At 35.9% G+C, this 26,379-nt stretch carries 29 protein-coding genes, 2 riboswitches and 2 other annotated features; of the genes, 24 read left to right on the top strand and 5 right to left on the bottom strand.

Going from position 1 to position 26,379, the window contains the following annotated elements; genetic code table 11:
* The first annotated feature begins 94 nt into the window (after positions 1–94).
* From lysA to SJY24_RS23150, 11 genes are all read left to right on the top strand, one after another.
* Positions 95–1,411: a diaminopimelate decarboxylase gene (gene lysA / locus SJY24_RS23200; RefSeq protein WP_377866322.1), complete on the top strand. Its 1,317-nt coding sequence runs from the start codon at positions 95–97 to the stop codon at positions 1,409–1,411.
* Between the two features lie 117 nt (positions 1,412–1,528).
* Positions 1,529–1,637: riboswitch (SAM riboswitch) on the top strand.
* Positions 1,638–1,709: 72 nt separating this feature from the next.
* Positions 1,710–1,853, top strand: coding sequence for a YezD family protein (locus tag SJY24_RS23195; RefSeq protein ID WP_000116159.1), 144 nt, complete (start codon positions 1,710–1,712; stop codon positions 1,851–1,853).
* A gap of 87 nt (positions 1,854–1,940) precedes the next feature.
* Entirely contained in the window at positions 1,941–2,645 is a 705-nt protein-coding gene (locus SJY24_RS23190) for a phosphoadenylyl-sulfate reductase (RefSeq protein WP_377866321.1), read from the top strand.
* Between the two features lie 39 nt (positions 2,646–2,684).
* The gene (gene sat / locus SJY24_RS23185; RefSeq protein ID WP_377866320.1) at positions 2,685–3,821 is read left to right on the top strand and encodes a sulfate adenylyltransferase; all 1,137 of its coding nucleotides are present in this window, start codon (positions 2,685–2,687) and stop codon (positions 3,819–3,821) included.
* A gap of 12 nt (positions 3,822–3,833) precedes the next feature.
* Complete coding sequence (gene cysC / locus SJY24_RS23180) at positions 3,834–4,433, top strand: adenylyl-sulfate kinase (protein ID WP_212089800.1); 600 nt, start codon at positions 3,834–3,836, stop codon at positions 4,431–4,433.
* Positions 4,434–4,444: 11 nt separating this feature from the next.
* Complete coding sequence (locus SJY24_RS23175) at positions 4,445–6,067, top strand: nitrite/sulfite reductase (RefSeq protein WP_377866319.1); 1,623 nt, start codon at positions 4,445–4,447, stop codon at positions 6,065–6,067.
* A gap of 10 nt (positions 6,068–6,077) precedes the next feature.
* Positions 6,078–6,278 (top strand): DUF3906 family protein, encoded by a 201-nt coding sequence (locus tag SJY24_RS23170; RefSeq protein ID WP_098763022.1) that lies wholly within the window; start codon positions 6,078–6,080, stop codon positions 6,276–6,278.
* Between the two features lie 85 nt (positions 6,279–6,363).
* On the top strand, positions 6,364–7,140 hold the full coding sequence (gene cobA / locus SJY24_RS23165; RefSeq protein ID WP_377866318.1) for a uroporphyrinogen-III C-methyltransferase: 777 nt from the start codon (positions 6,364–6,366) through the stop codon (positions 7,138–7,140).
* Position 7,141: 1 nt separating this feature from the next.
* Complete coding sequence (locus tag SJY24_RS23160) at positions 7,142–7,894, top strand: sirohydrochlorin chelatase (RefSeq protein WP_377866317.1); 753 nt, start codon at positions 7,142–7,144, stop codon at positions 7,892–7,894.
* Positions 7,869–8,486 carry an NAD(P)-binding protein gene (locus SJY24_RS23155; protein ID WP_000283328.1) on the top strand — a complete coding sequence of 206 codons (618 nt, stop codon included), beginning with the start codon at positions 7,869–7,871 and terminating at the stop codon, positions 8,484–8,486. The genes SJY24_RS23160 and SJY24_RS23155 overlap by 26 nt, the downstream gene beginning before the upstream one ends.
* Before the next feature lie 61 nt (positions 8,487–8,547).
* Positions 8,548–8,796, top strand: a binding site (T-box leader).
* Between the two features lie 111 nt (positions 8,797–8,907).
* The gene (locus SJY24_RS23150) at positions 8,908–10,263 is read left to right on the top strand and encodes a sodium-dependent transporter (protein ID WP_377866316.1); all 1,356 of its coding nucleotides are present in this window, start codon (positions 8,908–8,910) and stop codon (positions 10,261–10,263) included.
* A gap of 32 nt (positions 10,264–10,295) precedes the next feature.
* Here the strand turns inward: SJY24_RS23150 and SJY24_RS23145 are convergent, their stop codons facing one another.
* Together SJY24_RS23145 and SJY24_RS23140 are read right to left on the bottom strand one after the other, a co-directional pair.
* Complete coding sequence (locus SJY24_RS23145) at positions 10,296–10,460, bottom strand: hypothetical protein (protein WP_002135196.1); 165 nt, start codon at positions 10,458–10,460, stop codon at positions 10,296–10,298.
* 100 nt (positions 10,461–10,560) lie between these two features.
* Positions 10,561–11,835, bottom strand: coding sequence for a murein hydrolase activator EnvC family protein (locus SJY24_RS23140; protein ID WP_377866315.1), 1,275 nt, complete (start codon positions 11,833–11,835; stop codon positions 10,561–10,563).
* Positions 11,836–12,327: 492 nt separating this feature from the next.
* Here SJY24_RS23140 and gltP point away from each other — a divergent pair, with 492 nt between their 5' ends.
* From gltP to SJY24_RS23095, 9 genes are all read left to right on the top strand, one after another.
* Positions 12,328–13,602 (top strand): glutamate/aspartate:proton symporter GltP, encoded by a 1,275-nt coding sequence (gltP, locus tag SJY24_RS23135; protein ID WP_377866314.1) that lies wholly within the window; start codon positions 12,328–12,330, stop codon positions 13,600–13,602.
* A gap of 68 nt (positions 13,603–13,670) precedes the next feature.
* Positions 13,671–14,189, top strand: a complete 519-nt coding sequence (locus tag SJY24_RS23130; RefSeq protein WP_377866313.1) for a ribonuclease FAU-1 family protein — start codon at positions 13,671–13,673, stop codon at positions 14,187–14,189.
* A gap of 120 nt (positions 14,190–14,309) precedes the next feature.
* Positions 14,310–14,415: riboswitch (SAM riboswitch) on the top strand.
* A gap of 94 nt (positions 14,416–14,509) precedes the next feature.
* A complete protein-coding gene (locus SJY24_RS23125) occupies positions 14,510–15,826 on the top strand; it encodes a Na+/H+ antiporter NhaC family protein (RefSeq protein ID WP_377866312.1) in 1,317 nt (438 codons plus the stop codon).
* A 224-nt stretch (positions 15,827–16,050) separates the two neighbouring features.
* A complete protein-coding gene (locus tag SJY24_RS23120) occupies positions 16,051–16,407 on the top strand; it encodes a lmo0954 family membrane protein (RefSeq protein ID WP_000808645.1) in 357 nt (118 codons plus the stop codon).
* A 54-nt stretch (positions 16,408–16,461) separates the two neighbouring features.
* Positions 16,462–17,124 carry a PspA/IM30 family protein gene (locus SJY24_RS23115; RefSeq protein WP_000814139.1) on the top strand — a complete coding sequence of 221 codons (663 nt, stop codon included), beginning with the start codon at positions 16,462–16,464 and terminating at the stop codon, positions 17,122–17,124.
* A gap of 108 nt (positions 17,125–17,232) precedes the next feature.
* Positions 17,233–17,973: a cell wall-active antibiotics response protein LiaF gene (liaF, locus tag SJY24_RS23110; RefSeq protein ID WP_000716083.1), complete on the top strand. Its 741-nt coding sequence runs from the start codon at positions 17,233–17,235 to the stop codon at positions 17,971–17,973.
* A complete protein-coding gene (locus SJY24_RS23105) occupies positions 17,973–19,028 on the top strand; it encodes a sensor histidine kinase (protein WP_377866311.1) in 1,056 nt (351 codons plus the stop codon). The genes liaF and SJY24_RS23105 overlap by 1 nt, the downstream gene beginning before the upstream one ends.
* Positions 19,025–19,657: a response regulator gene (locus SJY24_RS23100; protein WP_377866310.1), complete on the top strand. Its 633-nt coding sequence runs from the start codon at positions 19,025–19,027 to the stop codon at positions 19,655–19,657. Before SJY24_RS23105 ends, SJY24_RS23100 begins: the two co-directional genes overlap by 4 nt.
* A gap of 10 nt (positions 19,658–19,667) precedes the next feature.
* On the top strand, positions 19,668–20,024 hold the full coding sequence (locus SJY24_RS23095; RefSeq protein ID WP_377866309.1) for a DUF3992 domain-containing protein: 357 nt from the start codon (positions 19,668–19,670) through the stop codon (positions 20,022–20,024).
* A 23-nt stretch (positions 20,025–20,047) separates the two neighbouring features.
* On the opposite strand, the gene brnQ3 is transcribed toward SJY24_RS23095, so the two are convergent.
* Entirely contained in the window at positions 20,048–21,403 is a 1,356-nt protein-coding gene (gene brnQ3, locus SJY24_RS23090) for a branched-chain amino acid transport system II carrier protein BrnQ3 (protein WP_377866308.1), read from the bottom strand.
* A gap of 57 nt (positions 21,404–21,460) precedes the next feature.
* Positions 21,461–21,719, bottom strand: a binding site (T-box leader).
* Positions 21,720–21,981: 262 nt separating this feature from the next.
* Between brnQ3 and SJY24_RS23085 the strand changes: the two genes are divergently transcribed.
* The gene (locus SJY24_RS23085; RefSeq protein WP_000880630.1) at positions 21,982–22,191 is read left to right on the top strand and encodes a hypothetical protein; all 210 of its coding nucleotides are present in this window, start codon (positions 21,982–21,984) and stop codon (positions 22,189–22,191) included.
* Positions 22,192–22,230: 39 nt separating this feature from the next.
* Here SJY24_RS23085 and SJY24_RS23080 read toward each other — a convergent pair whose 3' ends face one another.
* The gene (locus SJY24_RS23080; protein ID WP_377866307.1) at positions 22,231–23,007 is read right to left on the bottom strand and encodes a class I SAM-dependent methyltransferase; all 777 of its coding nucleotides are present in this window, start codon (positions 23,005–23,007) and stop codon (positions 22,231–22,233) included.
* A gap of 108 nt (positions 23,008–23,115) precedes the next feature.
* Between SJY24_RS23080 and SJY24_RS23075 the strand changes: the two genes are divergently transcribed.
* The gene (locus tag SJY24_RS23075; RefSeq protein ID WP_377866306.1) at positions 23,116–23,967 is read left to right on the top strand and encodes a YhfM domain-containing protein; all 852 of its coding nucleotides are present in this window, start codon (positions 23,116–23,118) and stop codon (positions 23,965–23,967) included.
* A gap of 143 nt (positions 23,968–24,110) precedes the next feature.
* Here SJY24_RS23075 and SJY24_RS23070 read toward each other — a convergent pair whose 3' ends face one another.
* A complete protein-coding gene (locus SJY24_RS23070) occupies positions 24,111–24,308 on the bottom strand; it encodes a hypothetical protein (protein ID WP_000776286.1) in 198 nt (65 codons plus the stop codon).
* A 151-nt stretch (positions 24,309–24,459) separates the two neighbouring features.
* On the opposite strand from SJY24_RS23070, the gene SJY24_RS23065 reads away from it, so the two are divergent.
* Positions 24,460–25,557 (top strand): site-2 protease family protein, encoded by a 1,098-nt coding sequence (locus SJY24_RS23065; RefSeq protein ID WP_000794484.1) that lies wholly within the window; start codon positions 24,460–24,462, stop codon positions 25,555–25,557.
* 114 nt (positions 25,558–25,671) lie between these two features.
* Positions 25,672–26,190, top strand: a complete 519-nt coding sequence (locus tag SJY24_RS23060; RefSeq protein ID WP_000735542.1) for a hypothetical protein — start codon at positions 25,672–25,674, stop codon at positions 26,188–26,190.
* Positions 26,191–26,379: the final 189 nt, after the last annotated feature.

Here is a 26,379-nt window from a genome sequence, read left to right as displayed (position 1 = left end):
ATTGTTCCGCGCGTTTTTTGTCTATCTAAAAGCGTGCTGCAATGAATAGAAGATTGGGGTTATGAGTTTTAGAGGAAATAAGGGAGGAATTCAAATGTATTTACACGGCACAAGCCGAATCAATGGGCAAGGACACTTAGAAATTGGTGGGTGCGATACGACGCAGCTAGCAAAACAATACGGAACACCACTTTATGTATACGATGAAGAGTCTATTCGAGGAAAGTGCCGCGCGTTTCATCGTGCTTTTAAAGAAAGTGGTTTCTCTTATCAAGTAGCATATGCAAGCAAGGCGTTCTTGTGCATGGAGATGTGCCGAGTAGCTCGTGAAGAGAATATGTCTTTAGACGTTGTTTCTGGAGGGGAATTATATACTGCGCTCCAAGCTGGTTTTCCGGCATCGCGTATTCATTTTCACGGAAATAATAAAACAGAAGAAGAAATGATTATGGCTCTTCAGGCGAATATCGGTTGTTTTGTAGTAGATAATTTCTTAGAATTAGAAATCTTACATGATTTAGCAATGCAACATGGGAAATTTGTGAACATATTAATCCGTGTAACGCCTGGAGTAGAGGCACATACACACGAATATATAACAACAGGTCAAGAAGATTCGAAATTTGGATTTGGTGTTTCAAATGGTCAAGCGATGCAAGCGATTGAGCTAGCTTTGCAAAAATCAAATTATAATGTGCTAGGAATTCACTCGCACATCGGATCACAGATATTCGAAACGGCTGGTTTTGTTCGAGCAATTGAGGTACTACGTCAATTTTTAGAAGAAGTGAGAGAGCGAACAAACTATGTAGTGAAAGTATTGAATGTAGGCGGAGGTTTCGGTATACGTTATACGGAGTCTGATACACCGTTAACACTTGAAACGTATGTGGAGGCTGTAACAAGTACGATAAGAGAGCAGTTTACAGTATATGAATACCCGCTTCCAGAAATATGGATTGAACCAGGTCGTAGTATCGTAGGTGATGCGGGAACAACAATTTATACAGTTGGAGCAGTGAAAGAGATTCCTGGTATTCGGAAATATGTTTCAGTCGATGGTGGGATGACAGATAATTTAAGACCGGCTCTATATGGAGCGCGTTATGAGGCGATGTTGGCGAATCGAGGGAATGATGAGAATGAGGAACTCGTTTCGATTGCTGGGAAATGCTGTGAAAGTGGAGATATGCTGATTTGGGATATTAACTTACCGCAAGTTGCTTCTTCTGATTTACTAGCAATTTCTTGTACGGGGGCATATGGGTACTCGATGGCGAATAATTATAATCGTATTCGTAGACCAGCTGTCGTCTTTGCAAAAGGCGGGACGTCACAAATTGTCGTAGAACGTGAAACATATGAAAATATCATTGGGAACGATCGCATACGTATTAAAGAGCTGGTGTGAATGAGAAAGAGGGAGTTGTCTAGTAAAGGCAACTCTTTTTAAAAAAAGAAAAATAATTAAATATATCGGAAAACTAGGATTGAAAAAAATCAGAATTGTGATAAAATACAAATACAAAGCTTATCAAGAGAAGCTGAGGGAACTGGCCCTACGAAGCTCGGCAACCTGCTTATAGAAAGCAAGGTGCTAAATCCAGCAAAATGGAATCCATTTTGAAAGATAAGGTAAAATATATTACCGAACAGTCTTTTCGAAATGGGAAAGATTTTTTTTATGAATAAAAAGGGGGGCTGTTTGCGTGAGCGTACGGGAGCATTTTGATGAAGTATCTGAGAAAATTCAAGCGATGCTTGCTGATATGAAATATGGTTCCATTACAATTGTTGTGCAAGATGGAAAAGTGATTCAATTAGAAAAAAGTGAAAAAGTACGTTTAAAGTAAAAAGCGCTGACTAGAAAAACTAGAGGCGGTTTTAATCTATTTTTAATAGGTTAAAGCCGTCTTTTTGCTTTTACAGGGGGAAAAAATATGTTGACGTACGAAACGTGGAAAGAAAATAGTGTTTCATTTTCTGAAGAAGATGAAACGAAAGGCGCGCTATCAGTATTAAGTTGGGCTTATAACGAATATAAAGATGAAATTGTATATGCATGTAGCTTTGGGGTAGAGGGAATGGTTTTATTGCATCTTATAAACCAAGTAAATCCATCTGCTAAAGTTGTATTTTTAGATACAAATGTTCATTTTCAAGAAACGTACGAATTAATTAAGAAGGTACGCGAGAGATTTCCTTCATTAAATATTATAGAAAAACAGCCAGAACTTACACTTAATGAACAAGCGAATCTTCATGGGGAGAAGTTATGGGAAAGTAATCCGAATCTTTGTTGTAAGATTAGAAAAATTTTACCGTTAGAAAAATCACTAGCAGCGGAAAAAGCGTGGATATCGGGCTTAAGAAGGGAACAATCAGAAACGCGTAAGCATACACAGTTTATAAATCAAGATCGTCGTTTTCAATCTATTAAAGTTTGTCCGCTTATTCATTGGACTTGGAAAGAAGTTTGGCGATATGTATATAAACATAGTTTGCCGTATAACCCATTGCATGATGTTGGCTATCCGAGTATTGGGTGTGAGAAATGTACATTACCTGTAGGTGATGGTGGCGACTCAAGAGATGGAAGATGGGCTGGGAAAATGAAGACGGAATGTGGCCTTCACTTTCAATGAGATAGATTTTGAAATAAAGCTAAGAAGGGATATAAGAAGATGAGTACAACAAATGAATTAGTAAACCGCATTGATGAAACATATGACATATCGAACATTGTAAAGGAAATCGAGATAGACAAAATTGCACTTAGTGATTTAGAACTTTTGGCGACAGGAGGATATAGCCCTCTTACAGGATTTTTAGGGAAGAGAGATTATGATTCAGTAGTAGAAACGCTTCGTTTAGCAAATGGTAGCGTATGGAGTATACCGATTACACTACCGGTAACAGAAGAAGTAGCAGAGAAACTGCAGGCTGGAGAGGAAGTAAAACTTGTCAACGCCGGAAATATATATGGTGTTATTCAAATAGAAGATATTTTTGTGCCAGATAAAGAAAAAGAAGCGTTACTTGTATATAAAACGACGGATGAAGCACATCCAGGGGTGAAAAAATTATATGAACGACCAAACGTTTACGTTGGAGGAGCTATTATTCTTACAAAACGCTTTGGAAATAATCCGTTTCCTTTTTATCATTTAGATCCAATTGAAACGAGAGAAGAATTTAAAAAACGCGGCTGGAAAACAGTAGTCGGATTTCAAACGAGAAACCCAGTACATCGTGCCCATGAGTATATTCAAAAGTCTGCCCTTGAAATTGTAGATGGTCTCTTTTTAAATCCACTCGTTGGTGAAACGAAGTCAGATGATATTCCTGCGGATGTAAGGATGGAAAGTTATGAAGTATTACTTCATAACTATTACCCTGAAAATCGTGTCTTTTTAGGCGTATTTCCTGCAGCAATGCGTTACGCAGGACCAAGGGAAGCGATATTTCATGCACTAGTAAGAAAGAACTTTGGCTGTACCCACTTTATTGTAGGGCGTGATCATGCTGGGGTAGGGGACTATTACGGAACATATGAAGCACAGGAAATCTTTACGAATTTTACAGTAGAAGAGTTAGGGATTACGCCGTTATTTTTTGAACATAGTTTTTACTGCACGAAATGTGAAGCGATGGCTTCAACGAAAACATGTCCACATGGAAAAGAAGACCGTGTCATCTTATCGGGTACGAAAGTACGAGAAATGTTAAGGAATGGTGAGATTCCGCCAAGTACATTTAGCCGTAAAGAAGTAGTGGAAGTGTTAATTAAAGGTTTGAAAAAAGAAGTAGTAACAGAATAGGGAGAGAATGAGATGGATACGAATACGAATACTACTTGGCATACAGCTTCTGTTTCAAAAGATGAGAGAAGAATGAAGAATGGGCATCACAGTTTTGTAGTTTGGTTTACTGGTTTATCAGCTTCGGGTAAATCTACAGTAGCGAATGCGGTTGCTCGTAAACTATTTGAAAAGAATATCGGAAATTATGTGCTTGATGGGGATAATATTCGCCAAGGTTTAAATAAAGATTTAGGTTTTTCTGAAAGTGATCGCATGGAAAATATAAGACGTATTGGTGAAGTGGCGAAGTTATTTGTAGATCAAGGAACTGTTGTCCTTACAGCGTTTATTTCACCATTTCGAGTAGACCGAAAACAAGTTAGGGACCTTTTGATAGCAGATGAGTTTATAGAAGTGTTTGTAAAATGTCCAATTGAAGAGTGTGAGAAACGTGATCCGAAAGGACTTTATAAAAAGGCGAGAAAAGGTGATATTAAAGAGTTTACAGGTATCGATTCGCCGTATGAGGAACCAAAACAAGCAGAATTAATTGTAGAAACGCACAAGTATTCTATTGAAGAATGTGCAGAACAAATTGTGAAGTACTTACAAGAGCGTAGTTTCATATAGGGGGATAAAAGATGAGTTATGAAAAAGTGTGGGCTAATAATGAAAAATTAAATCAAACAGAGAAAAAGAAATTAGAGAAAGACGGATTAGAAATCTTTAATGATATTCCTTACTATGCGGAGAATGGATTTGAATCTATTCCGAAAGAAGAGTGGGACGCTTTTAAATGGGCGGGATTGTATTTGCAAAGACCAAAAGAAGCGGGCTATTTTATGATGCGTGTCAACGTTCCTTCTGGAATTATTACAAATGCGCAGGCAGAGGTGCTGGCTTCCATTGCTGAAGATTATGGGCGTGATGTGTTAGATATTACGACAAGACAGGCGATTCAGTTTCATTGGTTAGAAATTGGGCAAATTCCGGATATTTTTAAGAGGTTAGCTAGAGTTGGTTTATCTTCAGCGGGGGCATGCGGTGATATTACGCGTAATATTACAGGAAATCCACTTGCTGGAATTGATGGAAATGAACTATTTGATACAACATCGATTGTTAAAGAAATATACGATTACTTCCAACATAATGAAGAGTTTTCTAATCTACCACGTAAATTCAAAATGTCTATTAGTTCTAACATTTATAATTCAGCAAATGCAGAGATTAACTGTGTGGCGTTTACACCTGCTACGAAAGAAATAAATGGTGAGAAAAAGGTTGGGTTTCATATAAAAATAGGTGGAGGATTGTCAGCTCGTCCATACTTAGCGGAAGAATTAGATGTATTCGTTTTACCAGAAGAAGTGAAGGGGATAGCAATTGCAATTGCTACTATATTCCGTGATTTTGGATATCGTGAAAAGCGTCATTTAGCACGTTTGAAATTTCTTGTTGCTGACTGGGGTGCGGAGAAATTTAAAGAGAAGCTAATAGAGTATACAGGACCATTGCAAAGTAAAGGGAAAAGTGCACTCAAAGGATGGAATGCAGGATACTTTTATGGCGTCCAAGATCAAAAACAAGAAGGATTAAAATATGTCGGTTTTAATGTACCGGTAGGGCGTTTACATGCAGAAGAAATGTTTGAGATTGCTAGAATTGCAAAGCAATATGGAAACGGGCAAATTCGCACTTGTAACTCACAAAACTTCATTATTCCGAATGTTCCGCCGGAAAATGTTGCAGGATTATTAAGTGAACCGTTGTTTGAAGCAATTTCAGCAAATCCGAAATCATTTATTGGTCATGCGGTTTCATGTACTGGTATTGAGTATTGCAATCTTGCGTTAGTAGAAACGAAAGAAAGATTACGCAAAATCGCAGAGTACTTAGATACACAAATTGCACTCGATGTTCCAGTTCGAATTCATATGGTAGGATGCCCGAACTCCTGTGGTCAGCGTCAAATTGCTGATATTGGTTTGCAAGGGATAAAACTGAAAACGAAGGAAAAGGGAATCGTTGAGGCGTTTGAAATATATGTGGGCGGAACGCTATTAGACGGAGGAGCATATAACGAAAAATTAAAAGGGAAAATAGATGGAGAGGATTTGCCCGATGTTCTCGTGTCCTTTTTAAGTTATTTCCAAAAGAATAAATTACTAGCCGAAACGTTTTATGATTTCGTAGGACGTGTTGGAGTGGAAGAATTACAAATTGTACTAAATCGTGTATTAGAAGAAGTAATAGCGTCTTAGGAGGGACAATATGGATTTATACCGATTTGAAGCTGTATTAGCGAATAGTGTTGTTCCAATAGTCGTTGTTGCTCAAAGTGAAGAACAAGCATTTAAGCTTGCGGAGATAGAACTTGAAAAATACTTTTTACCACTACCAGAAGTGAAGGAGATTTCTTTGTTTGAAAAAAAGAAGATTCGAAAAGGGGCGGCATTTGTTATTCATGAGTAAGGAGAAGTGTAATACGAAATAATAGTAACTTCCATTCGTGATGAAGAGTGGAAGTTTCATTTTATAGTAGAAATGAGGAGAGATGATGGGAAAGGTTTATATCGTCGGGGCGGGTCCTGGTGATCCGGATTTAATTACTGTTAAAGGGTTGAGATGCATCGAGAAGGCTGATGTTATATTGTACGACCGTCTCGTAAATAAAGAATTGCTTTCTCATGCAAAGCCTGAAGCGGATTTAATTTATTGCGGGAAACTCCCAAATTATCACACGATGAAGCAAGAGACAATTAACACTTTTCTTATTAAATATGCGAAAAAAGGAAAAGTTGTAACGAGACTTAAGGGCGGAGATCCATTTGTATTTGGAAGAGGTGGAGAAGAAGCTGAAGCGTTAGCGAAGCAAAGTATCCCATTTGAAATTATTCCTGGTATTTCAGCTGGTATAGCTGCTCCTGCTTACGCTGGAATTCCAGTAACGCACCGCGATGCAAGTGCAAGTTTCGCTATTGTGACAGGGCATCGGAAAGAAAATGCTGAAGAGGAAGTGAAGTGGGAAAGTTTAGCGAAAGGTGTGGATACATTAGCGGTCTATATGGGGGTTAGTAATTTACCTTATATATGTGAACAACTTATAAAACATGGAAAAGATCAAAGTACACCTGCAGCTATCATTGAGTGGGGGACGACATCTATGCAGCGTACTGTTACAGGGACGTTAGGAACAATTATAGATGTTGCTAGAAAAGAAAAAATTCAAAATCCAAGTATGATTATTATTGGAGAAGTTGTCCGTTTTAGAGAAAAGATACATTGGTTTGAGAAACAAGCGGAAAATGCATATCCAGTAAGCGGAGTATTGTAAAATGCAGGCTGTCTTGTATATATGTCATGGAAGCCGTTTGAAAGCAGCAAAAGAAGAAGCGGTTGCATTTATTACGTCATGTATGAACCGTGTAGAGGCAAATATTCAAGAAGTTTGTTTTTTAGAGCTAGCGAGTCCTTCTATTGAAGAAGGATTTCGTACATGTGTGAAGCGTGGTGCTACAGAGATTGTCGCTATTCCTGTTTTTTTATTAGCGGCAGGACATGTAAAGAAAGATATTCCGTTTGAATTACGAAAGTTAAACGAAGAATATCCGGATATCAAAATAGTATATGGTAATCCATTTGGTGTATCAGAAGTGCTTGTAAAAGCGGTATATAACGGAAGTGGCATTAAAGACTATGAAGAAGAAGTAACACTTTTGCTCGTTGCAAGAGGAAGCAGTGATCCGGAAACTTTACAAGACATGAAGTGGATCTCTTCTTTATTTCAAAAAGAAGAGAACATTAAAGAGGTGGAAATTTGTTATTTAGCAGCTGTAGAGCCAAAGTTTGAGGAGAAGTTGAGGGAAGTTGTAGAGCGAAAAGAAAAGAGCATTGTTGTACTACCTTATTTATTGTTTACAGGCTTACTTATGAAACATGTTGAGAAAGAAGTGCGTCAATATGAGTTGGAAGAAATAAAAATAAGTCCATATTTAGGGAAGAATGAAGCGTTTCGAGAGATGTTAATTCAGAAAACAGAGGGAATATTGGAGGGAGAACAATATGTATCCACTTACAGTGCGAGTTGATAAGAAACGTGTGGTTGTCATTGGTGGAGGGAAAGTAGCAGGGTTTAAAATTGTTCCCTTACTAAAACAAGGTGCGGATATAATTGTGATAAGTACAGAATTAGATGCAAATTTAGTAAAACTTGTAGAAGAAAAGCAAATCCGTTGGTATCAAAGGGAGTATGAGAAAAGTGATATCGACGATGCTTTTTTAGTAGTTGCAGCGACTAGCGATTCGGTACTAAATGAACAAATTGCTGAAGATGCCTCGGCAAATCAATTGGTAAATGTTATTACGAATCCGGAAAGTGGAAATGTTCATTTTCCGGCGGCAATTCATCGCGGATTGCTTAATGTAGCTGTTTCTACTGGAGGGGCTAGTCCGAAACTTGCAAAAAAAATTCGTGATGATATTGCAAATAAATATGATGAGAACTATGAATCATATCTTGATTTTTTATATGAAGTTAGAATTAAAGTGAAAGAATTACAAGTAGAGAAAAGGCAGAAAAATATATTATTGCAAGAAGTATTAAAGTCGATATATGTTCAAAATGAACAAAAAAGAGAAATTTTTTTACAAGAATTAGAGAGGGAACTTCATGTAGGATAGTGAATGAATTGTGCTTTACAAATATAAAAATATAATTTATAATCACTAGTAACTTCAATAGATGAAATCGATGAGCAAGAAGAGTACGTATATTTGAGGCGTTCAGAGAGCTGGGGTAAGGTGTGAGCCCGGTACGATAAAATATACAGAATGGGCTTGCGAGAGGTATGCTGAACATTGCAGTAGGCAACCCGGGTTCCGCCGTTAAAAGGATAGAGTATCGGAATTTTTCCTGTACTTGAACAAGTGGGATTTATTGATCCAATTGAGGTGGTACCACGGTATTTACATTACATATATCGTCCTCTACATGCATATTTGCGTGTAGGGGACTTTTTTATTTTCTGAAGGAGGTGTGCGAGTATGAAATGAAAGTGTATAATTAACAAAAGTTTAAATATTCAGAAAAGGGGAATTTATGATGAAAGAAACACAGCAATGGACGTCGAAAATTGGCTTTGTACTCGCAGCAGCCGGAGCCGCAGTAGGTCTTGGTGCAATATGGAAGTTTCCATATGTTGCAGGTAATGGAGGGGGAGGCGCATTCTTCCTTGTATTCTTACTATTAACTTTATTTATTGGTATGCCTCTACTTTTAGCCGAATTTGTTATTGGCCGTAGTACTCAAAAAGAGGCGGTTACAGCTTATAAAGTATTAGTACCGAATAGCAAGTTATATCCTTGGATTGGTCGTATGGGGGTTGTTACTTGTTTTAGCGTACTATCTTTTTATAGTGTTGTAGGTGGATGGATTTTACTTTATTTATATTATAGTGTTACAGGTAGTTTCTGGAACGGAGTAGTCGATTATGGGAAAGTATTTGGTGAAACAATTTCAAATCCAGTAAGTGCGATTGGGGCACAATTCATCTTTATGCTTTGTACCATTTTTGTTGTTAGTAAAGGTGTAGAAAAAGGCATAGAAAAAGCAAGTAAGTACATGATGCCGCTATTATTCATTTTATTTATTGCTATCATTATTCGTGCGTTAACACTTGATGGTGCTATGGCTGGGGTAGAGTTCTTCTTAAAACCAGATTTTTCAAAGCTTACAGCAGATACGATTTTATATGCGATGGGGCAATCTTTCTTCTCACTAACGGTAGGTGCCTCGGTAATGGTAACGTATAGTTCGTATTTAAAGAAAGAAGAGCATTTAGCTAAATCAGCAACATCTATTGTTAGTTTAACTGTATTTATTACAGTACTTGCAGGGTTAGCGATTTTCCCAGCGATTTTCGCATTAGGAGTTAAACCGACAGAAGGACCAGGGCTACTGTTTATCGTTCTTCCTGCTGTCTTTGCAAAAATTCCATTTGGACAATTTTTCTTCATTATGTTTTTAGTTTTATTCTTCTTTGCGACTTTAACATCTGCGATTTCAATGCTTGAAATTGTAGTAGCATCTGTTGCGAAAGATAATGAGAAGAAGCGTCCATCAGCTTCGTTATTAATTGGTATTCTTATTTTTGCAGTTGGAATTCCATCAGCGTTATCGTTTGGAATTATGAGTGATGTGAAAATATTTGGTAAGACATTCTTTGATTTCGTCGATTTTTCGGTAAGTAATGTATTACTGCCACTCGGAGTACTAGCCATTTCACTATTTGTACCAAATAAAATGAGTAAAGAGCTATTAATGAAAGAATTAGAAGTTACGGAAACGAAAGGGAAAACATTGTTTAATATTTGGTTCTTCTTGCTTCGTTATGTTATTCCGGTAACTGTAATTATCGTATTTTTAAATGCGATAGGCGTATTTAAAATGTTTGCATAATAAAAAGACGGAGATGTGGATTCTCCGTCTTTTTATTGTGTTGTAGGTGTATTTAATAAGCGATTATATGCTTTATAAGCTGTGACAACGGCGATAAAAGAACCGATTAAAAATAACGCTGAGCCACCGAATGTAAATAGCCGACCAATGTATGTTTCTCTTGCTTCTTCTATTTCTTGTTGTAATTGTGTATTCATATTTATCACCTCGCAAAATATAGGCATTTAGTTATAGTCTATGTGAAATGCCTACAAAGTGTGAAATGATAGTAAAAAAACTCGGTATGCACCGAGTTTTTTATAATCCGATATAAGGAGATGGATCAACTGCGTTTGTCTTGCCGACATTCCATTCCCCAAGGTGAAGTTCGAAGTGTAAATGTTGTCCGTATGATTGGCCAGTGTTCCCCATAAATCCAAGTTGAGTGCCTTGTTTTACAGTCTGTCCATTAGATACAGAACGGCTACTCATATGTGCATATACAGTTGTATATGTTTTTCCGTTTATACGGTGAGATAAGTATACAACATTTCCGTAACTAGATGATAATTCTGAACGGATAACGACGCCATCTGCAGCAGCTACGATTGGCACTGTTCCTGAAGCTGCGATATCGATTCCTTTATGGTTATCTAAAGAACGTGTACCAAATCCTGAAGTTTTCGATCCAGCGGCTGGTTTAATAAATCCACCTTTGTTCGTATCTTGCGGTGTTGGTGCGGATTGTGTGCTTTCTTTAGCAGAAGCGGCTACCTGTTTTTTTGCTTCCTCAGCCTTACGTGCCTCTTCAGCTTTACGCGCTTCTTCTGCACGTTTTTCTTCTTCAATTGCTTTTTGAACAGCTTGACGCTGGTTTTCTAAAATGCCTTTTGATTCTTCTAACCCTTCAATCTCTGAATCTACTTTTGCTACTTTCGTATGTAGATCGTTAATAAAAGTTTGTTGCTGTTGTTGGTTACTTTGTAATTCTTGCTGTTTTTGTTCTAATTTTTGCTCAGATACTTTCAGTTGTTGCTCTTTTTTCTCAACAGCCTCTTTTTCTGTCGTCACAGCATTTTGATCACTTGTTTGCTTTTTCACAATATCTGTATCGTTATTTAAAATTAAACTTACAGAATACATATTATCAACAAGATCGGCAATATTTGCAGAACTTGTTATTACTTCTGTAATGATACTCGTACGAGGCTTTTCTTGCATAGATTGTAGTCTTTGTTTAATAACTTCCTGTCGTGTATCTATATTTGTTTGTAATTGCTCTATATGTTTCTTTTTTTCGGTAATAACTTGCTGTGTGTTGCTAATTTCTTTTTTTGTATCGTTCAATTCGGCTTCGTTTTTATTAATAGAAGTAGTTAATTCGTCGATTTTCTTTTGTAATTCTTGGATTTCTTTTTCTATTTGTTCTTTCTCAGCTGATTTATTTTGTAAGTCATTTTGTTTGCCTTCTAATTCGGATTGAATGTCAGTTAATTTATCTTGATTTGTTTCAGCGTACACGGGTGAAAGTAACGGGGAAGCAAAAATCGTTCCCGCTGCTAAAACACTAATCGCTGCAAATTTCTTTTTCATTGTTGTCTGGCTCCTTTCCCTATGAATGTTATATATCATAAGAAGAAGAGTGTCTATCGTTGTAATCATAATGTAAAGAAAATTTTATAATTTTGCTAAGTTTTGTCGGAATTTAGTATCTTTTCGTAGTGTTTGTCATAAAGTTAAAATTCTTGAATGTATAGAAAAAGATATCAATTTCTATATTTTTTAAAAAAAATATGGGAAATGATGGAGTTTTTCGTAATGAAACAGTATTTTAAAAACCTATCAATTACTAGTAAGGAATCGATTTCATGTGAGGTTTTCTGACATGAGGTTTGTTTTTGTCAAGAAAATTATTTGCATTCGTGCAAACTTATTTTGTTGTCAGATTTTAAATTTTGATTTATGATTTTTAACAGGGACAAAATGTAGTGAATTGTCGAATAATATGTAATACTCTTAATTTCAAGTTTTATAGAGATAGAATGAGAGATAGAGTGACACATCGAAGAGGGGGTTACCACAAGTATGAAAAGAATAGGACTTGCATGGCAAATTTTAATAGGACTTGCGCTTGGTATTGCAGTTGGAGCGATTTTCTTTGGCAATCAAGAAGTGTTGAAGTACTTACAACCAATTGGTGATATTTTCATCCGATTAATTAAGATGATTGTTGTACCGATTGTTGTAGCGAGTATTGTTGTTGGGGTTGCTGGTGTTGGCGATATTAAAAAGTTAGGTCGACTAGGCGGAAAAACAATTATTTACTTTGAAATTATTACAACACTTGCAATTGTTGTTGGTCTATTAATAGCAAACATTTTCCAACCTGGAAAAGGCGTTGATATGGATAAGTTAACAAAAACAGATATTTCTAAATATACACATACGACAGAGCAAGTACAAAGTCATTCGTTCGCGGATACGTTTGTAAATATTGTTCCGACGAACATTATGAAATCATTAGCTGATGGCGATATGCTTGCTATTATCTTCTTCTCAGTATTATTTGGTTTAGGTGTAGCAGCAGTTGGTGAGCGTGGCAAACCAGTTCTACAATTTTTCCAAGGTGTAGCAGATGCAATGTTTTATGTAACGAACCAAGTTATGAAGTTTGCACCATTTGGTGTATTCGCATTAATTGGTGTTACAGTTTCTACATTCGGATTAGCTTCATTAATTCCATTAGGGAAATTACTCATTGTAGTATATGGGGCAATGATATTCTTCGTTGTGGTCGTATTAGGACTTACAGCGAAAATCTTTGGAATAAACATTTTCCAATTCTTTAAGATTTTAAAAGACGAGCTGATCTTAGCGTATTCTACAGCAAGTTCAGAAACGGTTTTACCGAAAATTATGGAGAAAATGGAAAAGTTCGGTTGTCCGAAAGCAATTACATCTTTCGTTATTCCAACAGGTTATTCATTTAACTTAGATGGATCAACTTTATATCAAGCGATTGCGGCAATTTTCTTAGCGCAAATGTACGGTATTGAATTATCCATTACACAACAAATTACGTTATTACTTGTATTAATGGTTACATCAAAAGGTATCGCGGGTGTACCGGGCGTATCATTCGTTGTATTATTAGCAACACTGGGTACAGTAGGTATTCCAGCTGAAGGTTTAGCGTTTATTGCAGGTATTGACCGTATTCTTGATATGGCTCGTACAGCAGTTAACGTTGTAGGTAACTCTTTAGCGGCTGTAGTTATGTCTAAGTGGGAAGGTCAATATGACGCTGAAAAAGGACAAGCCTATTTAAAAGAGATATCTGAAAAGGGTCAAGCAGCTTAATTATAATATGAACAAGCTCTCACATAATATGTGGGGGCTTTTCTATATATAGAAGAGGAGCGGACGTAATGAAACGTAAATATGGTGACGGTTCTTCGTGGAAGCGACTAATAGAGAAGGATTATAGGGTTAAGCAAGTAGAGGATGGAATGTTAGGAATACTGGACATAAAAAAAGTGAGAGAACCTAGTCATAAAGAATACGATGGTAAAAAGCTTTGCATTGCAGGTGATGGGTATACATGGATGCAATATTTTATAAACGGCAAAAACTTTGCAATTACAGCTATGTTAGATGATCAGCAAAAATTAGTGCAATATTATATCGATGTGACGAAAGAATTTAAAATTGACGATCGTGGTTTGCCTTATTTTGATGATTTATACTTAGATGTAGTATTGTTACCGAGCGGTGAGATTTATGTATTGGATGAAGATGAGTTAGAGGATGCCTATAGTATAGGTGATGTTACTAAGGAAGAATATGAATTAGCATGGTGTATAACGAAATGGATTGTAGCAACGATAAAGAATGGAGAATTTTCTTGGATCTCAATATTGGATAAAGAAATTAAAAAGTTAAAATGATTGGTCTATTCACCTTTTTGTATAATTACCAAAAAAATCTATACAAAAAATAATTGACTTTTGTTTTGTAAGCGAGTAAAGTTAGGAAAGAAATTATTATTAAAAAATAAATATGAAACCTTCTTATAAAGAGAGGCGGAGGGACTGGCCCTACGATGCCTCGGCAGCGGACTCGATTTTAGAGTGCTGTGCCAAATCCAGCAAGCATGTGCTTGAAAGATGAGAAGAGTGTTTCTTATAGATGTATAAGACCTCTTCTCGTTGGAAGAGGTCTTTTGTTGTTCATTAGAAAAGGTTGAAAACTAGGGAGAGATGATACTTTGAAAGAAACGAGAGGAAATGGTTTAGCGTTATTACCACTTGGAATATTTTTGGCGCTATTTATTGGTTCTGGAATTATTACAGGTGATTTCTATAAATTGCCGATACTTGTAGCAATTTCAATTGCTGTAGGAATTGCTTTAGTGATGAATCGTAAAGAAAGCTTTAATGTGAAAGTAGAACGATTTGCTAAAGGTGCAGGAAATCCGGATATTATGATTATGGTATTAATTTTTGTACTTGCAGGGGCGTTTTCTGAAACAGCAAAAGGAATGGGCGGAGTTGATTCAACTGTTAATTTAGCGTTATCTATTTTGCCACCAGGATTTATCGTTGCTGGAATTTTTGTTATAGGGGCATTTATTTCATTAGCGATGGGAACTTCAATGGGAACAATTGCAGCACTAGCACCAATTGCTGTAGGGATTAGTGAGCAAACTGATATCTCCATTGCACTTGCGATGGCTACTGTTGTTGGCGGAGCAATGTTTGGTGATAATTTATCATTTATTTCAGATACAACAATTGCTGCTGTTCGTTCACAAGGAACAGAAATGAAAGATAAGTTTAAAACGAACTTTTTAATTGTATTACCAGCCGCTATTATTACAATTGTACTATTAGTAATAATTACTTTAGGAAGTGATACACAAGTTAAAGCCCATAGTTTTGACTGGATAAAGATTTTACCGTATGCAGGAGTACTTATTACAGCACTACTTGGTTGGAATGTACTTATTGTGTTAACTGGTGGAACAATATTATCAGGTGCTATCGGCCTTATAGATGGAAGTTACACGTTAGAGAGTTTCTTTAAAAGTGTAACGACTGGAATGGGCGGTATGATGGAGCTAGTACTACTTGCTATATTAATCGGTGGTATGGTAGAACTGATCCAATATAATGGTGGTATTCAATATTTAATGAATCTTTTAACGCATAATATTCGTTCGAAAAAAGGAGCAGAGTTCGGTATTGCTGGTTTAGTGAGTATGACGAATATGTGTACAGCGAATAATACGATTTCGATTATTTTTACAGGTCCTCTTGCGAAGAACATTGCGGATCAATATGAAATTGATCCACGTAAATCAGCGAGTGTACTAGATCTTTTCTCGTGCTGTGTGCAAGGGTTAATCCCATATGGTGCTCAAATGTTAACTGCGGCAGGATTTGCTGCGTTATCTCCGGTTGAATTGTTACCATATGCATTTTATCCGATCTTAGTTGGAGTATGTGGAATCATTTCTATATTAATTGGTTTCCCGAGATTTTCTAAAATGGCGGAAAAAAAAGAGTATCATAAAACAGCATAATTAAATATGAATTTTTATTCGTAGCAACAGAAGCCGTACAGAGAATATTCTCTGTACGGCTTTTTTGTATGGTAAAAGAGGGGATTATCCTACCGTATGTTTTTACAAAAGGCTGAATTTAACTCAGCCTTAAGTCTGAGTTAAAAACGGTTCTTAAGCTCGTTATGGAAAAAAGAAAAAATAGTTAAGATAAGAGTATCAAATCGAAGGGAGGCAAGCACAAGATGAAACAATTTCTAGCGTTTATCGCAGCCGGTATTTTGGCTTTAATTGCTCTTGGTAGTCTTGCTGGTATTGTAGGGTTCGCCATTGGAGCAGGAGTTGTGTACTGGAGCTATAAATCATTTGTGCGAGCTAAATCATTCTTTGGAAAGTTAGCTTGGGGTATTGTTGGTTTAATCGGTTTGTCCATTGCACTTTCTCATTCCCCAGCATTAATCGGTATCGCAGCATTAGTAGTTTTATACTACGGTTACCGTGAGTGGAAAAAAGAAAAAAATGTAGTTGTTGATTCTGCTCCAGAAAGTTCTAAACCATATAGCAACTTTGAAGATGAGTGGAACAAGTTAATGAAAAACTAATATAGAATAAATCAAATCAAATCAAATTATAAAGTAGAAGAGAGGAAGATTATAATGAAACAATCTTTATTCGGACGTGTACGTGATGCAATTTTAGCTGATTTTCATAATGTGTTAGATGAGAAAGAAAGAAAAAATCCAATCGCTATGTTAAACCAATATTTACGCGACAGTGAGCGTGAAATAACAAAAATTGAGAAGTTAATTCAGCGTCATAAAACATTAAAATCTAACTTTGCTCGTGAGCTTGAGCAAGCACGTTATTTTGTTAATAAAAGATCAAAGCAAGCTATCATCGCACAAGAAGCAGGCGAATTACAATTGCATGAACGTGCATTAGAAGAAGTAGCGTATTATGAAGGGCAAGTAACTCGCTTAGAAGAAATGTATGCTGGCGTTGTAGAGCAAATTGATGAGTTAGAGCGTCGTCTTTCAGAAATGAAAAATAAATTAAAAGAAATGAACGCAAAGCGTATGGAATTAATGGCACGTGAAAATATGGCGCATGCAAATCGCCGTATGAATACTGCCATTCATAAAATGGATGAAAATAATCCGTTCTTACGATTCGAAGAAATTGAAGATCACATTCGTGACATCGAGCTTCGTATAAATGAAGAGCATGAGCGTGATACATTTGATATGAAAATCGCAAAACTCGAGCGTGAAATGAAAGAGAAAAATGAAGTATCATTAACGAAAGAGTTAACAAAATAATTGTAGTATATAATAAAACAGGCTTATGATATAGTGATAGAAGAAAAGGTGTTGGAAAGCAATGCCTTTTCTTCTATGTATATGTGACAAAGAGGGAGGGGAGCTGAAATGAAGAAGCACTTTTCAAAAACACAATTAATGGGGATGCTCCTCATCATATTTGGATTCGGTCTTTTTCTTGACATGATACTTGGACATTTTGAACCAGGTGGTCTAATATTTGCATTTATTATGATTATGTTTGGAAGGCATTACCGAAAGAAAAATCGATATGTAAGAGGGAATGTATTTTTATTTGTCGGTGGTATTGTATTCTTATTCTTCTTATTTTCGTCAGCAGCATTCGTACTTGTTGTATTTGCTTGTTTAGCTTTAATTGGTTATCAACTTATTCAACAAGGGCACCAGCAAAAAGCAATGAAAGTTGAAATTAAAGAAAAGGGATATATAGATGAAGAAAAACAAATATATCGTACAGAACCGTATATAAAAAATATGTTCGTAGGTAATGTACGAATGATGGATCATATTTATGAACTTGAGGATATTAACGTCCAATATGGTGCTTGTGATGTCGAGATTGATTTAACAACTGCGATGATTCCAGAGGGAGAAACGGTAATTGTTATTCGGGGAGTCGTTGGTAATATTCGTTTATATGTGCCATATGATATCGAACTGTCTTTAAATCATTCTGTTATTGTTGGGCGAGTGCTCTTGCCGGGACACGAAGAAACAGGATTTAACCGTAATGTTACGTTTAGAACAGAACAGTATAAAGAAGCTCCTCGCCGTATAAAAATTATTTCTTCGCTTGTCGTAGGCGATACGGAAGTGAGGAAAGTATAATGAAAAAACAAAAGAATATTTCGTGGATGTATATCCGTTATTCTATGTTGTCCTCTGTGAGTATCGCACTTATTTGTACAATTGTATATGTATGGAAAAGCGAACAACAAGTTTATGATTTACTATGGAAAGAATCCATTACTTCTGTTCCAATTGGCTTGTTTATTATGAGTACTAGTCTTCTTATCGGAGGAATTGTAGGGTATGCAATCGGTTATTATATAGAGCAGCGTATACAAGGATTAAATACTTTTCTATTTGAAGTAGAGCGAGGGAATTTTCCAAGTGATGTTTCGTTTACTGCGGATGATGAATTTCATGAAGTGGAACGAAAAGTAATTGGCCTTGCTCGTCGATTAGAGGAGCAAGCTGGGCTATTTCAAAAAGTAACGAATGAACGAGCTCATTGGAATGAAGAGATGAGACAAGAAGCGATTTCCCAAGAAAGGCATCGATTGGCGAGAGAGCTGCATGATTCTGTAAGTCAGCAGCTTTTTGCAATGTCGATGATGATGTCAGCTATTAATGAACAAGTAGCTGAAATTCCAGACACGACGAAAAAACAGTTGCAGCTTGTTGAGAATATGGTTGTAAATGCACAATCAGAAATGAGAGCATTGCTCCTTCATCTACGCCCAGTGCAGTTGGAAGGTAAGAAACTAACAGAGGGTATAGAAGAATTATTAACAGAACTGTCTAGAAAGCAACATATGAAAATTGAATGGTTAATTGAACCAATTCAATTAAAAAAAGGTGTAGAAGATCATTTATTCCGTATTGTACAAGAGGCGTTGTCTAATACTTTACGGCATGCGAAGGCAAAGAAAACCGAAGTACGCCTACGTAAAATTGATCAATATGCGATTTTGAAAATTATTGATGATGGTGTTGGTTTTAAAGTTGGGGTTAATAAGGCAGGTTCATACGGTTTAAGATCAATGCAAGAGCGAGTTCATGAAATTGGTGGTACATTAAAAGTGCTTAGTTTTCCAAATAAAGGTACGCAAATAGAAGTGAAAGTACCGATTATGATTGAGAGAGGGGGAGAGTCATGATAAAAGTATTACTAGTTGATGACCATGAAATGGTTCGAATGGGTGTATCAGCATATTTATCAACGCAGCCAGATATTGAAGTAGTTGGAGAAGCTGAAAATGGAAGAAAAGGTTCAGAGTTAGCTTTGCAATTAAGACCGGATATTATTTTGATGGATCTTGTCATGGATGAGATGGACGGTGTTGAAGCAACACGTGCTATTATTCAGGAATGGCCAGAAGCGAAAATTGTGGTTGTAACGAGCTTTTTAGATGATGAGAAGTTGTATCCTGTTATTGAGGCGGGGGCGACAAGTTATTTATTAAAAACATCAAGAGCGAGTAATATAGCAGACGCTGTACGAGCTACTTATGATGGAGAAACGGTATTAGAGCCAAAAGTTACTGGCAAAATGATGTCTCGTATGCGTCAGAAGAAAGAACAACCTTTGCATGAGGAGTTAACAGAAAGAGAGTCTGAAATTTTGTTATTAATTGCAGAGGGGAAAAGTAATCAAGAGATTGCAGATGAGTTGTTTATTGCCCTCAAAACAGTAAAGACACATGTGAGTAATATATTAAATAAGTTAAATGTAAGTGACAGGACACAGGCGGTTATTTATGCGTTTAGACATCAATTGACGAAATAAGAAGGAGGCTTTGACTATATATGGTCAAAGCTTTTTGTTGACGGTTAATATTGTAAGCGTTATCATTATAGTGTTAACAGTACATACAAAGGGGAGAGAGTGTATGTTAGTTCAAACGATATTTGGAATGGATGAAACGAAAAAATTAGGTAACTATGTGAATGCGTTGCAAGCACTTTGTGAACAATATGATATTGAAACAGATCGTATCGCAATTATTGAGGCAACAGAAGAATATTATTTATTTCTAGTAAAGCAAGAAGATTGCTATGATGTTGTAAAAGTAGAAACGGTGGATACGAATATTGATTACTATACGAAAGCTTATAAAGTAAGTAGCTTTAATCATACTTCTTATCAAATGTAAAAAACTCCCGAAATGGGAGTTTTTTATGATGCTTTCGATTCAGGTGAATTATCCGTTAATGGCACTGTTTTTGCACCACTTAATTTTGCGATAGCAAAACCGATAATAGCCCCAACTAACGCTGGTACTAACCAGCCAATTCCTTCATTATATAATGGAATAAACTCAAAATAAGATGTGATAAATGAAACAGGAATATTCCCTTGTTTTAATCCGTCAAAAACGCTAACAACTGCTGTTCCGATTAAAGCACATACATAAACAGATCGATAGCCACCGAAATATTTATGAAGTAATGATAATAACACGAGTACAATCGCAATTGGATATACAACAAGTAAAATAGGAACAGAGATGGCGATAATTTTTGTTAAACCTAAGTTGGCAACTAATAATCCTAACAAGCAAATGACACTTGCTAACATTTTGTATGAAAATTTTGTCAATAATGTTGAGAAGTATTGACTGCACGCAGATACAAGTCCAACGCATGTTGTTAAGCAAGCAAGTGTAACGATAAGAGATAACAGAATTAGACCATATGGACCGAATAATTGTTGTACGATAACGGTAAGTAGCTGTCCTCCATTTTTTGCGTATCCAAGAGAGACACTAGTTGTACCGAGCCAGCCAAGTGCACCATATACAAGGACGAGACCAGTAGCGGCAATAAGTCCTGCTTTTGCTGTTGCAATGGCAATTGATTTACGATCACTCACACCTTTTGAGCGAATTGCATTTACAACGATAATCCCAAATGCAAGTGCTGAAATGGTATCCATCGTTAAGTATCCTTCCATAAAACCTTTGAAAATTGGAGAAGTTTGATACTCTTGCATGGCTGGTCCAGATTGCCCGAGGGGTGTAAATACACTCTTAACGAATAATAAAAAAATTGAGAGTAATAAAATAGGTGTTAATACACTTCCGATACGATCGACGAGCTTAGAAGGGTTTAAACTAAGCCAAAATACGATAGAAAAGAAGATGACTGTGTATAAAAATAGCACTAGGCTGCTAGAGCGAATGGTTTCTGGTAAGAAAGAACTAACCCCCATTTCATAAGCGACGTTAGCGACACGCGGAATGCCCATAGATGGACCAATTGCAATGTATACAACTACCGTAAAGAATATCCCGAATAATGGGTGAACGTGACTCGCAAGTTGCTGCATTCCATTTCCTGATAAAGAAATAGCGATAACAGTAAGTAACGGTAAACCAACTCCTGTTAGTAAAAAGCCAATCATCGCTGGCCAAAAATTTTCACCAGCATTTTGTCCAAGCATTGGAGGGAAAATTAAATTTCCTGCCCCAAAAAATAAAGAAAATAGCATAAGGCCTGTGAAAAAAACATGTTTTTTTGATACAGTGTTCATTGTTTTTCCTCCTTTGTTGTAAATTCATTGTAAGAACACAAAAAACTCGTCCCTAAAGAAAGGGACGAGTTATATTTACCCGCGATACCACCCTAATTTATACATGTAGAAATAAATCTATATGTATACGGCTTTGCAACGTACAACATGATACGTGTTCCTTGTAACGGGGGACATCCGGTAAGAACTTACTTCAGCATTCGGTTCTACTTCTCGGAGATGATTTTCGGTTAAGCACTGAACGTTGGCTTTCAGCAAATCGCCAACTCTCTGGGGAACAGTCCTATAACGTACTCGTTCTCGTCAATGAATTTTTATTCAAGTATTCTGACAGTATTTTCACACGTTTTTTTTAGAAAGTCAACATATTTTTTTGGAAATATATTTTCCTGTAGAAATATAGCTGAGAATATAAGGTTGAATGCTGTTTGTAAAAATGCTGTAAAACATTATAGGGAATTGTAAAGTTTATGGAGAAAATCGATATTTATAGGAGTAAAGAAGGTATTGTTAGAATTTACAGAGAATAATACAACAATCCACTTGCTGGAAAGAACAAACCAAAAGAGGTGACTGAAATGCTTGCGATGGGAGTATTATTTGGCATTATTGCTATAATTGGTTTTATGTGGTTATATTATTCGCGTTCGTTTAAACAAGCAGAAGTTTTACTCTTTCAAAAAGGTAGTTTGTTGACAAATCAGTCTAGATATTTAGTATGTCCGAAGTGTGGAAGTGCACAGGCCAGGAGTGGAGGATATCAAGAGTGTTGCAAAATTAGATTATGAAAGAAGGAAGCCTCACATTATTTTGTGAGGCTTCCTTCCTTACAATTTCATGGCGCTCCAAATGGTCCAACGATCTCTTTCGATAATAGGAGAGACGTTTTGTAATGCTGTTTGGATATGAAGTAGAAGTTGAGAAAGTTCATGATCTGTTAATTCATATAGAATGGATCGTCCGGTTCGGGGAGAGAAATCTTGCAGCAATGCTTCTACAGAATCATGTGTTTTTCGTACTTCCCATTGTGTTTGTATGGGGAATGCTTGAAGAGAATATTGTTGTAATTCTTGCTGTATAGTAGTGGTTTTTGGTCTTCTTTTTGATTCTATTTCAATGAGTTTTGGAAATACAGAGAAAAAGTATCCACGAATGTGATCAGGACTTCCTGGAATTGTACAATCTTCAATAGTTCGGTCTTGTAAAATAAGTATACCGTCTTTTTTTAATATGCGAGAAGCCTCTCGTATAAAAATAGGAATATCTTGTAAGTGATGAATGACGGCACGCGAAATGATAAGGTCGAATGTTTCGTTAGGGTATGGAATGTTGTGCGCATCACCGTGAATGAATGAAATGTTTGGGAAGCCGTTACAGTTTTCTTTTGCAGCTTGTAATATTTCTTTTGAAAAATCAAGCCCAACAACACTTTTGGCTCCCATAAGAGCAAGTTCTTTCGTGTAAATGCCGCCACCACAACCTATATCAATTACTTGTTTATTTTGCACATCTACAATATTGTTTATTGTTTCCTGCCATGAAATATGTGCGTTACGACTTGCATACGTATACCTATTATTTGCATCATGAAAATTAATGGACATTGTAAAATCCTCCCTTCATTGTATAGTATAGCTCATTCTATATAATGTAACGTTTTTGTTTTATGTATGAGGATTATAAGAATTTCTTATTGGAAAAGGAGAATCGATTTGAAAGGGAAATATTTAATGGTTTTATGTGTTATTTTACTCGCGTCGTGTGGTCAAGCAGAGCAAAAGAAAGAATCGAAACAAGTAGAGGAGACAGTGAATGAAGTGAAAGAACTATTACAAATAACTGTTATACAAAAAGGTACAGAAGAAAAAAAATTAAAGAAAATGGATGCGGAGTTAGTGGTGGATATTATAAACAAGGCAGAAAAACAAGAAGTAACAGGTAGCTTTGGTAAACCAGAATATGAAATACAAATTAGTAGAGATGGGAAAATAGAAACGTATTATGCATGGTTAAGAGGAGAAGACCGCCGAGGATGGGTGCAGTATAAGCAAGATATGTATATGCTGAACGAAAAAGATACGGAAAAACTTTTGGCTATATTTCCAAAGATTCCAGAACAAAAAGAAGATGAGATGCAGGTAGGGCCTTTAACGGAAATAACGAAAAAAGATTTGCAGATTACCGCGTTTCATATTAAAGCGGGTGAGCAAAAAATGAATTATAAAGTACGTTATACGATTTCACAATCACTATATAATAAGTTAGCGAAGGAACAAGAATATTATTTGCAATTGATTTTTCCAGAAAAGGTTCAAAAATTAATTGGAGCAAAAGAAAGTGAAATGATTTCAGCTGAAAAAGTAAAGGAAGGGTATAAACAGTATGAATTGAATGTTACTGTTCCGATAAAAGATGCTTCAGAAGCACAATTAAAAGCACTAGAAACCTATTATGATAATTACGATTTACAAATATTAAATAGTAAGAAAGAAAAAGTAGGAGCATTTCAAAATATTATTCAAATTGTTAAAGAGTATGGGGAAAAAATGAATTTACAAGGATAAAGTGAAACTTTAATCAGTGGGGGGGCATCCCCTACTGATTATTAGCCTTTATCAATCGGGCGTTTGCGGGATAAATGTGAATCGTAAAGTCTATATAGATTTTCCTAGGAAATGATAAGAGAGGGGAAAGAATCCCCTCTCTATTACTTTGCTTTTGCAGATGGCTCACTCATTGATTTTCGTGTAATAAGAAAAGAAATCATAAGAGCGGAAAGAATGATAAGAGCAATAAATAAGTGATTTGGCAACAAATCTAATAATAATACGTAGCTAACGGTATAAAAAATAAGAGTTGAAGCTAAAAACGATAGAGCGCCTATCATAAGAGATTGTAATTTCATTTGTATATACCTCCTTTCATTTATATTTTTGGCTAAAAATGGATGTAATAAACATTATTTCTAACAATAGAAAAAAATATGTCATAATAAAGACAAGAATAAGTTTTGGTGAGTGTAAATGACTCAGTAAAGCGAGATAAAGGAGAGGAATATGAAAAATAATAAAAAAGGGTTATGGGGAATTATCGTTGCAATAGGATTATTTTTACTGTCTAAGTTAAAGTGGGTATTTGCCATTTTTAAGTTAGCAAAATTTTCAACAGTATTTAGTATGTTTTTATCGCTTGGTGCATACGCAGTCATATATGGTTGGAAGTTTGGGGTAGCACTCGTTTATTTGTTGTTTGTACATGAGATGGGGCATTTATGGGCAGCTAGAAGAAAAGGTATACCAACATCGCCAGCAATCTTCATACCATTTATGGGAGCTCTTATTGGGATGAAAGAGATGCCGAAAAATGCAAAAGATGAAGCTTACATTGCATATATGGGACCTCTTTTCGGATTACTTTCATTTTTACCCGCGATCCCACTTTATATAATAACGAAAGAGCCGTTTTGGGCGCTGATTATTTTACTTGGAAGTATGATTAATTTCTTCAACTTAATTCCAGTTTCTCCGTTAGATGGTGGACGAATAATTTCAGTTGTAAGTACGAAAATTTGGGGAGCAGGGCTAGTTGTACTACTTGGCTATTCTATTTACTTCAAAAGTATTTTAGGTGGATTTATTGTTATTATCGGTTGTATGGAATTGTATAGAGTAATAAAGAGAGAGGAACCGATTAAGGAATTAGGATATAAAATCGATGGAATGAAAGAATATGTTGCTAGGCTTGAAGAGGAATTAAAAGAAACTGGTGCGGTGCATCGAACTATTTATATGATTCATCATGAGATGAATGTATTAAGACAAAGAGAGCGTGAGAAAGAATTAAAAACCGGAGAAATTCAAAAAATCGAAGTGCTAGAGTACCTTTTACCAAAGTTTGAGCCACTTGATTATGTCCCATATGAAGATGAGAAAGATGAGTATACAATTCATATAAGAGAAGCATTTGAAGTGTCGGAAAGAAAATTAAATGAATGGGAAATAGAAAAGGAACAACAAGAAAATTATTATAAAGTTGATACGAAAACAAAATGGACGGTTTTTGCTTGTTATATCGGATTAATGGCTATACTCGGTTATACAGCTTATGAAGGTTATATTGTTTTACAAGAGCATTTACCAAAGAGAAATTTGTAAAAAAATAGTGTCAGAATGACAAGAAGAATTTAAACAGGAATTACATTTCTGCAAGAGAATGTTACAAGTGTAACAGTACATTGTAATATTCATAGTAGAAAAGGAGTTCTGTATATGAAGAAATTGTTAAGTGTATTGGTAACTATTACTGTAATGGCAATAGCGAGCTATAGTCTTATGAAAGTACTATTGTATTATGCGAATAAGTCTGCTGGAGTAAATACAGTAGCACAAATAGAAGATGTGCAAGAGAAGAAGAAGACACTCGAATTTGTTCGTACGACACATGAAAGTTATAATAATTTCTTGAACTATGGTAAGGCAGAGAAATATACAGATGGGGATTGGAAACATTTTAAACAATGGTTTCAAGAGCAAGAGCCTTCTTTAAAAAATATACATAAAGAAATAAAAAATGAAAAAATAAAACGTGATGTAAATAGAAGTTATGAAATTGTAAAAAAGGGTGTGGAGCTTCAGAATATTGAGTATGTAGTCTATGCTCATCGCGTATATCATGACTTGGATATACTTGTAAATAAATATAAAGGTGAAACGAATGTGTGGGGGTATACCGAGTTTGGAGATGGGCAGAATATACAAGTAATTGAACAAGCAATACAAACGAAGTAGTAGGCTAGCTAGAATTCTAGTTAGCTTTTTTTTGAGCACTATTAATGATGGCTAATTAAAATTTACTTAATATGTGCATTGTTCATATATTTTTCACAAAAACACCATGTTAATAGTGATTAAAATCACAATATGAATTATACAATTCAGTTAAACTAAAAACAGTTAAAGAAATAGAGGAGTGGGATA

The organism is Bacillus sp. R86525 (assembly GCF_042466195.1).
Classification (GTDB): domain Bacteria; phylum Bacillota; class Bacilli; order Bacillales; family Bacillaceae_G; genus Bacillus_A; species Bacillus_A nitratireducens.
The sequence above is the reverse complement of the archived record's forward strand: the minus strand, read 5'-3'. Positions and strand labels throughout refer to the sequence as shown.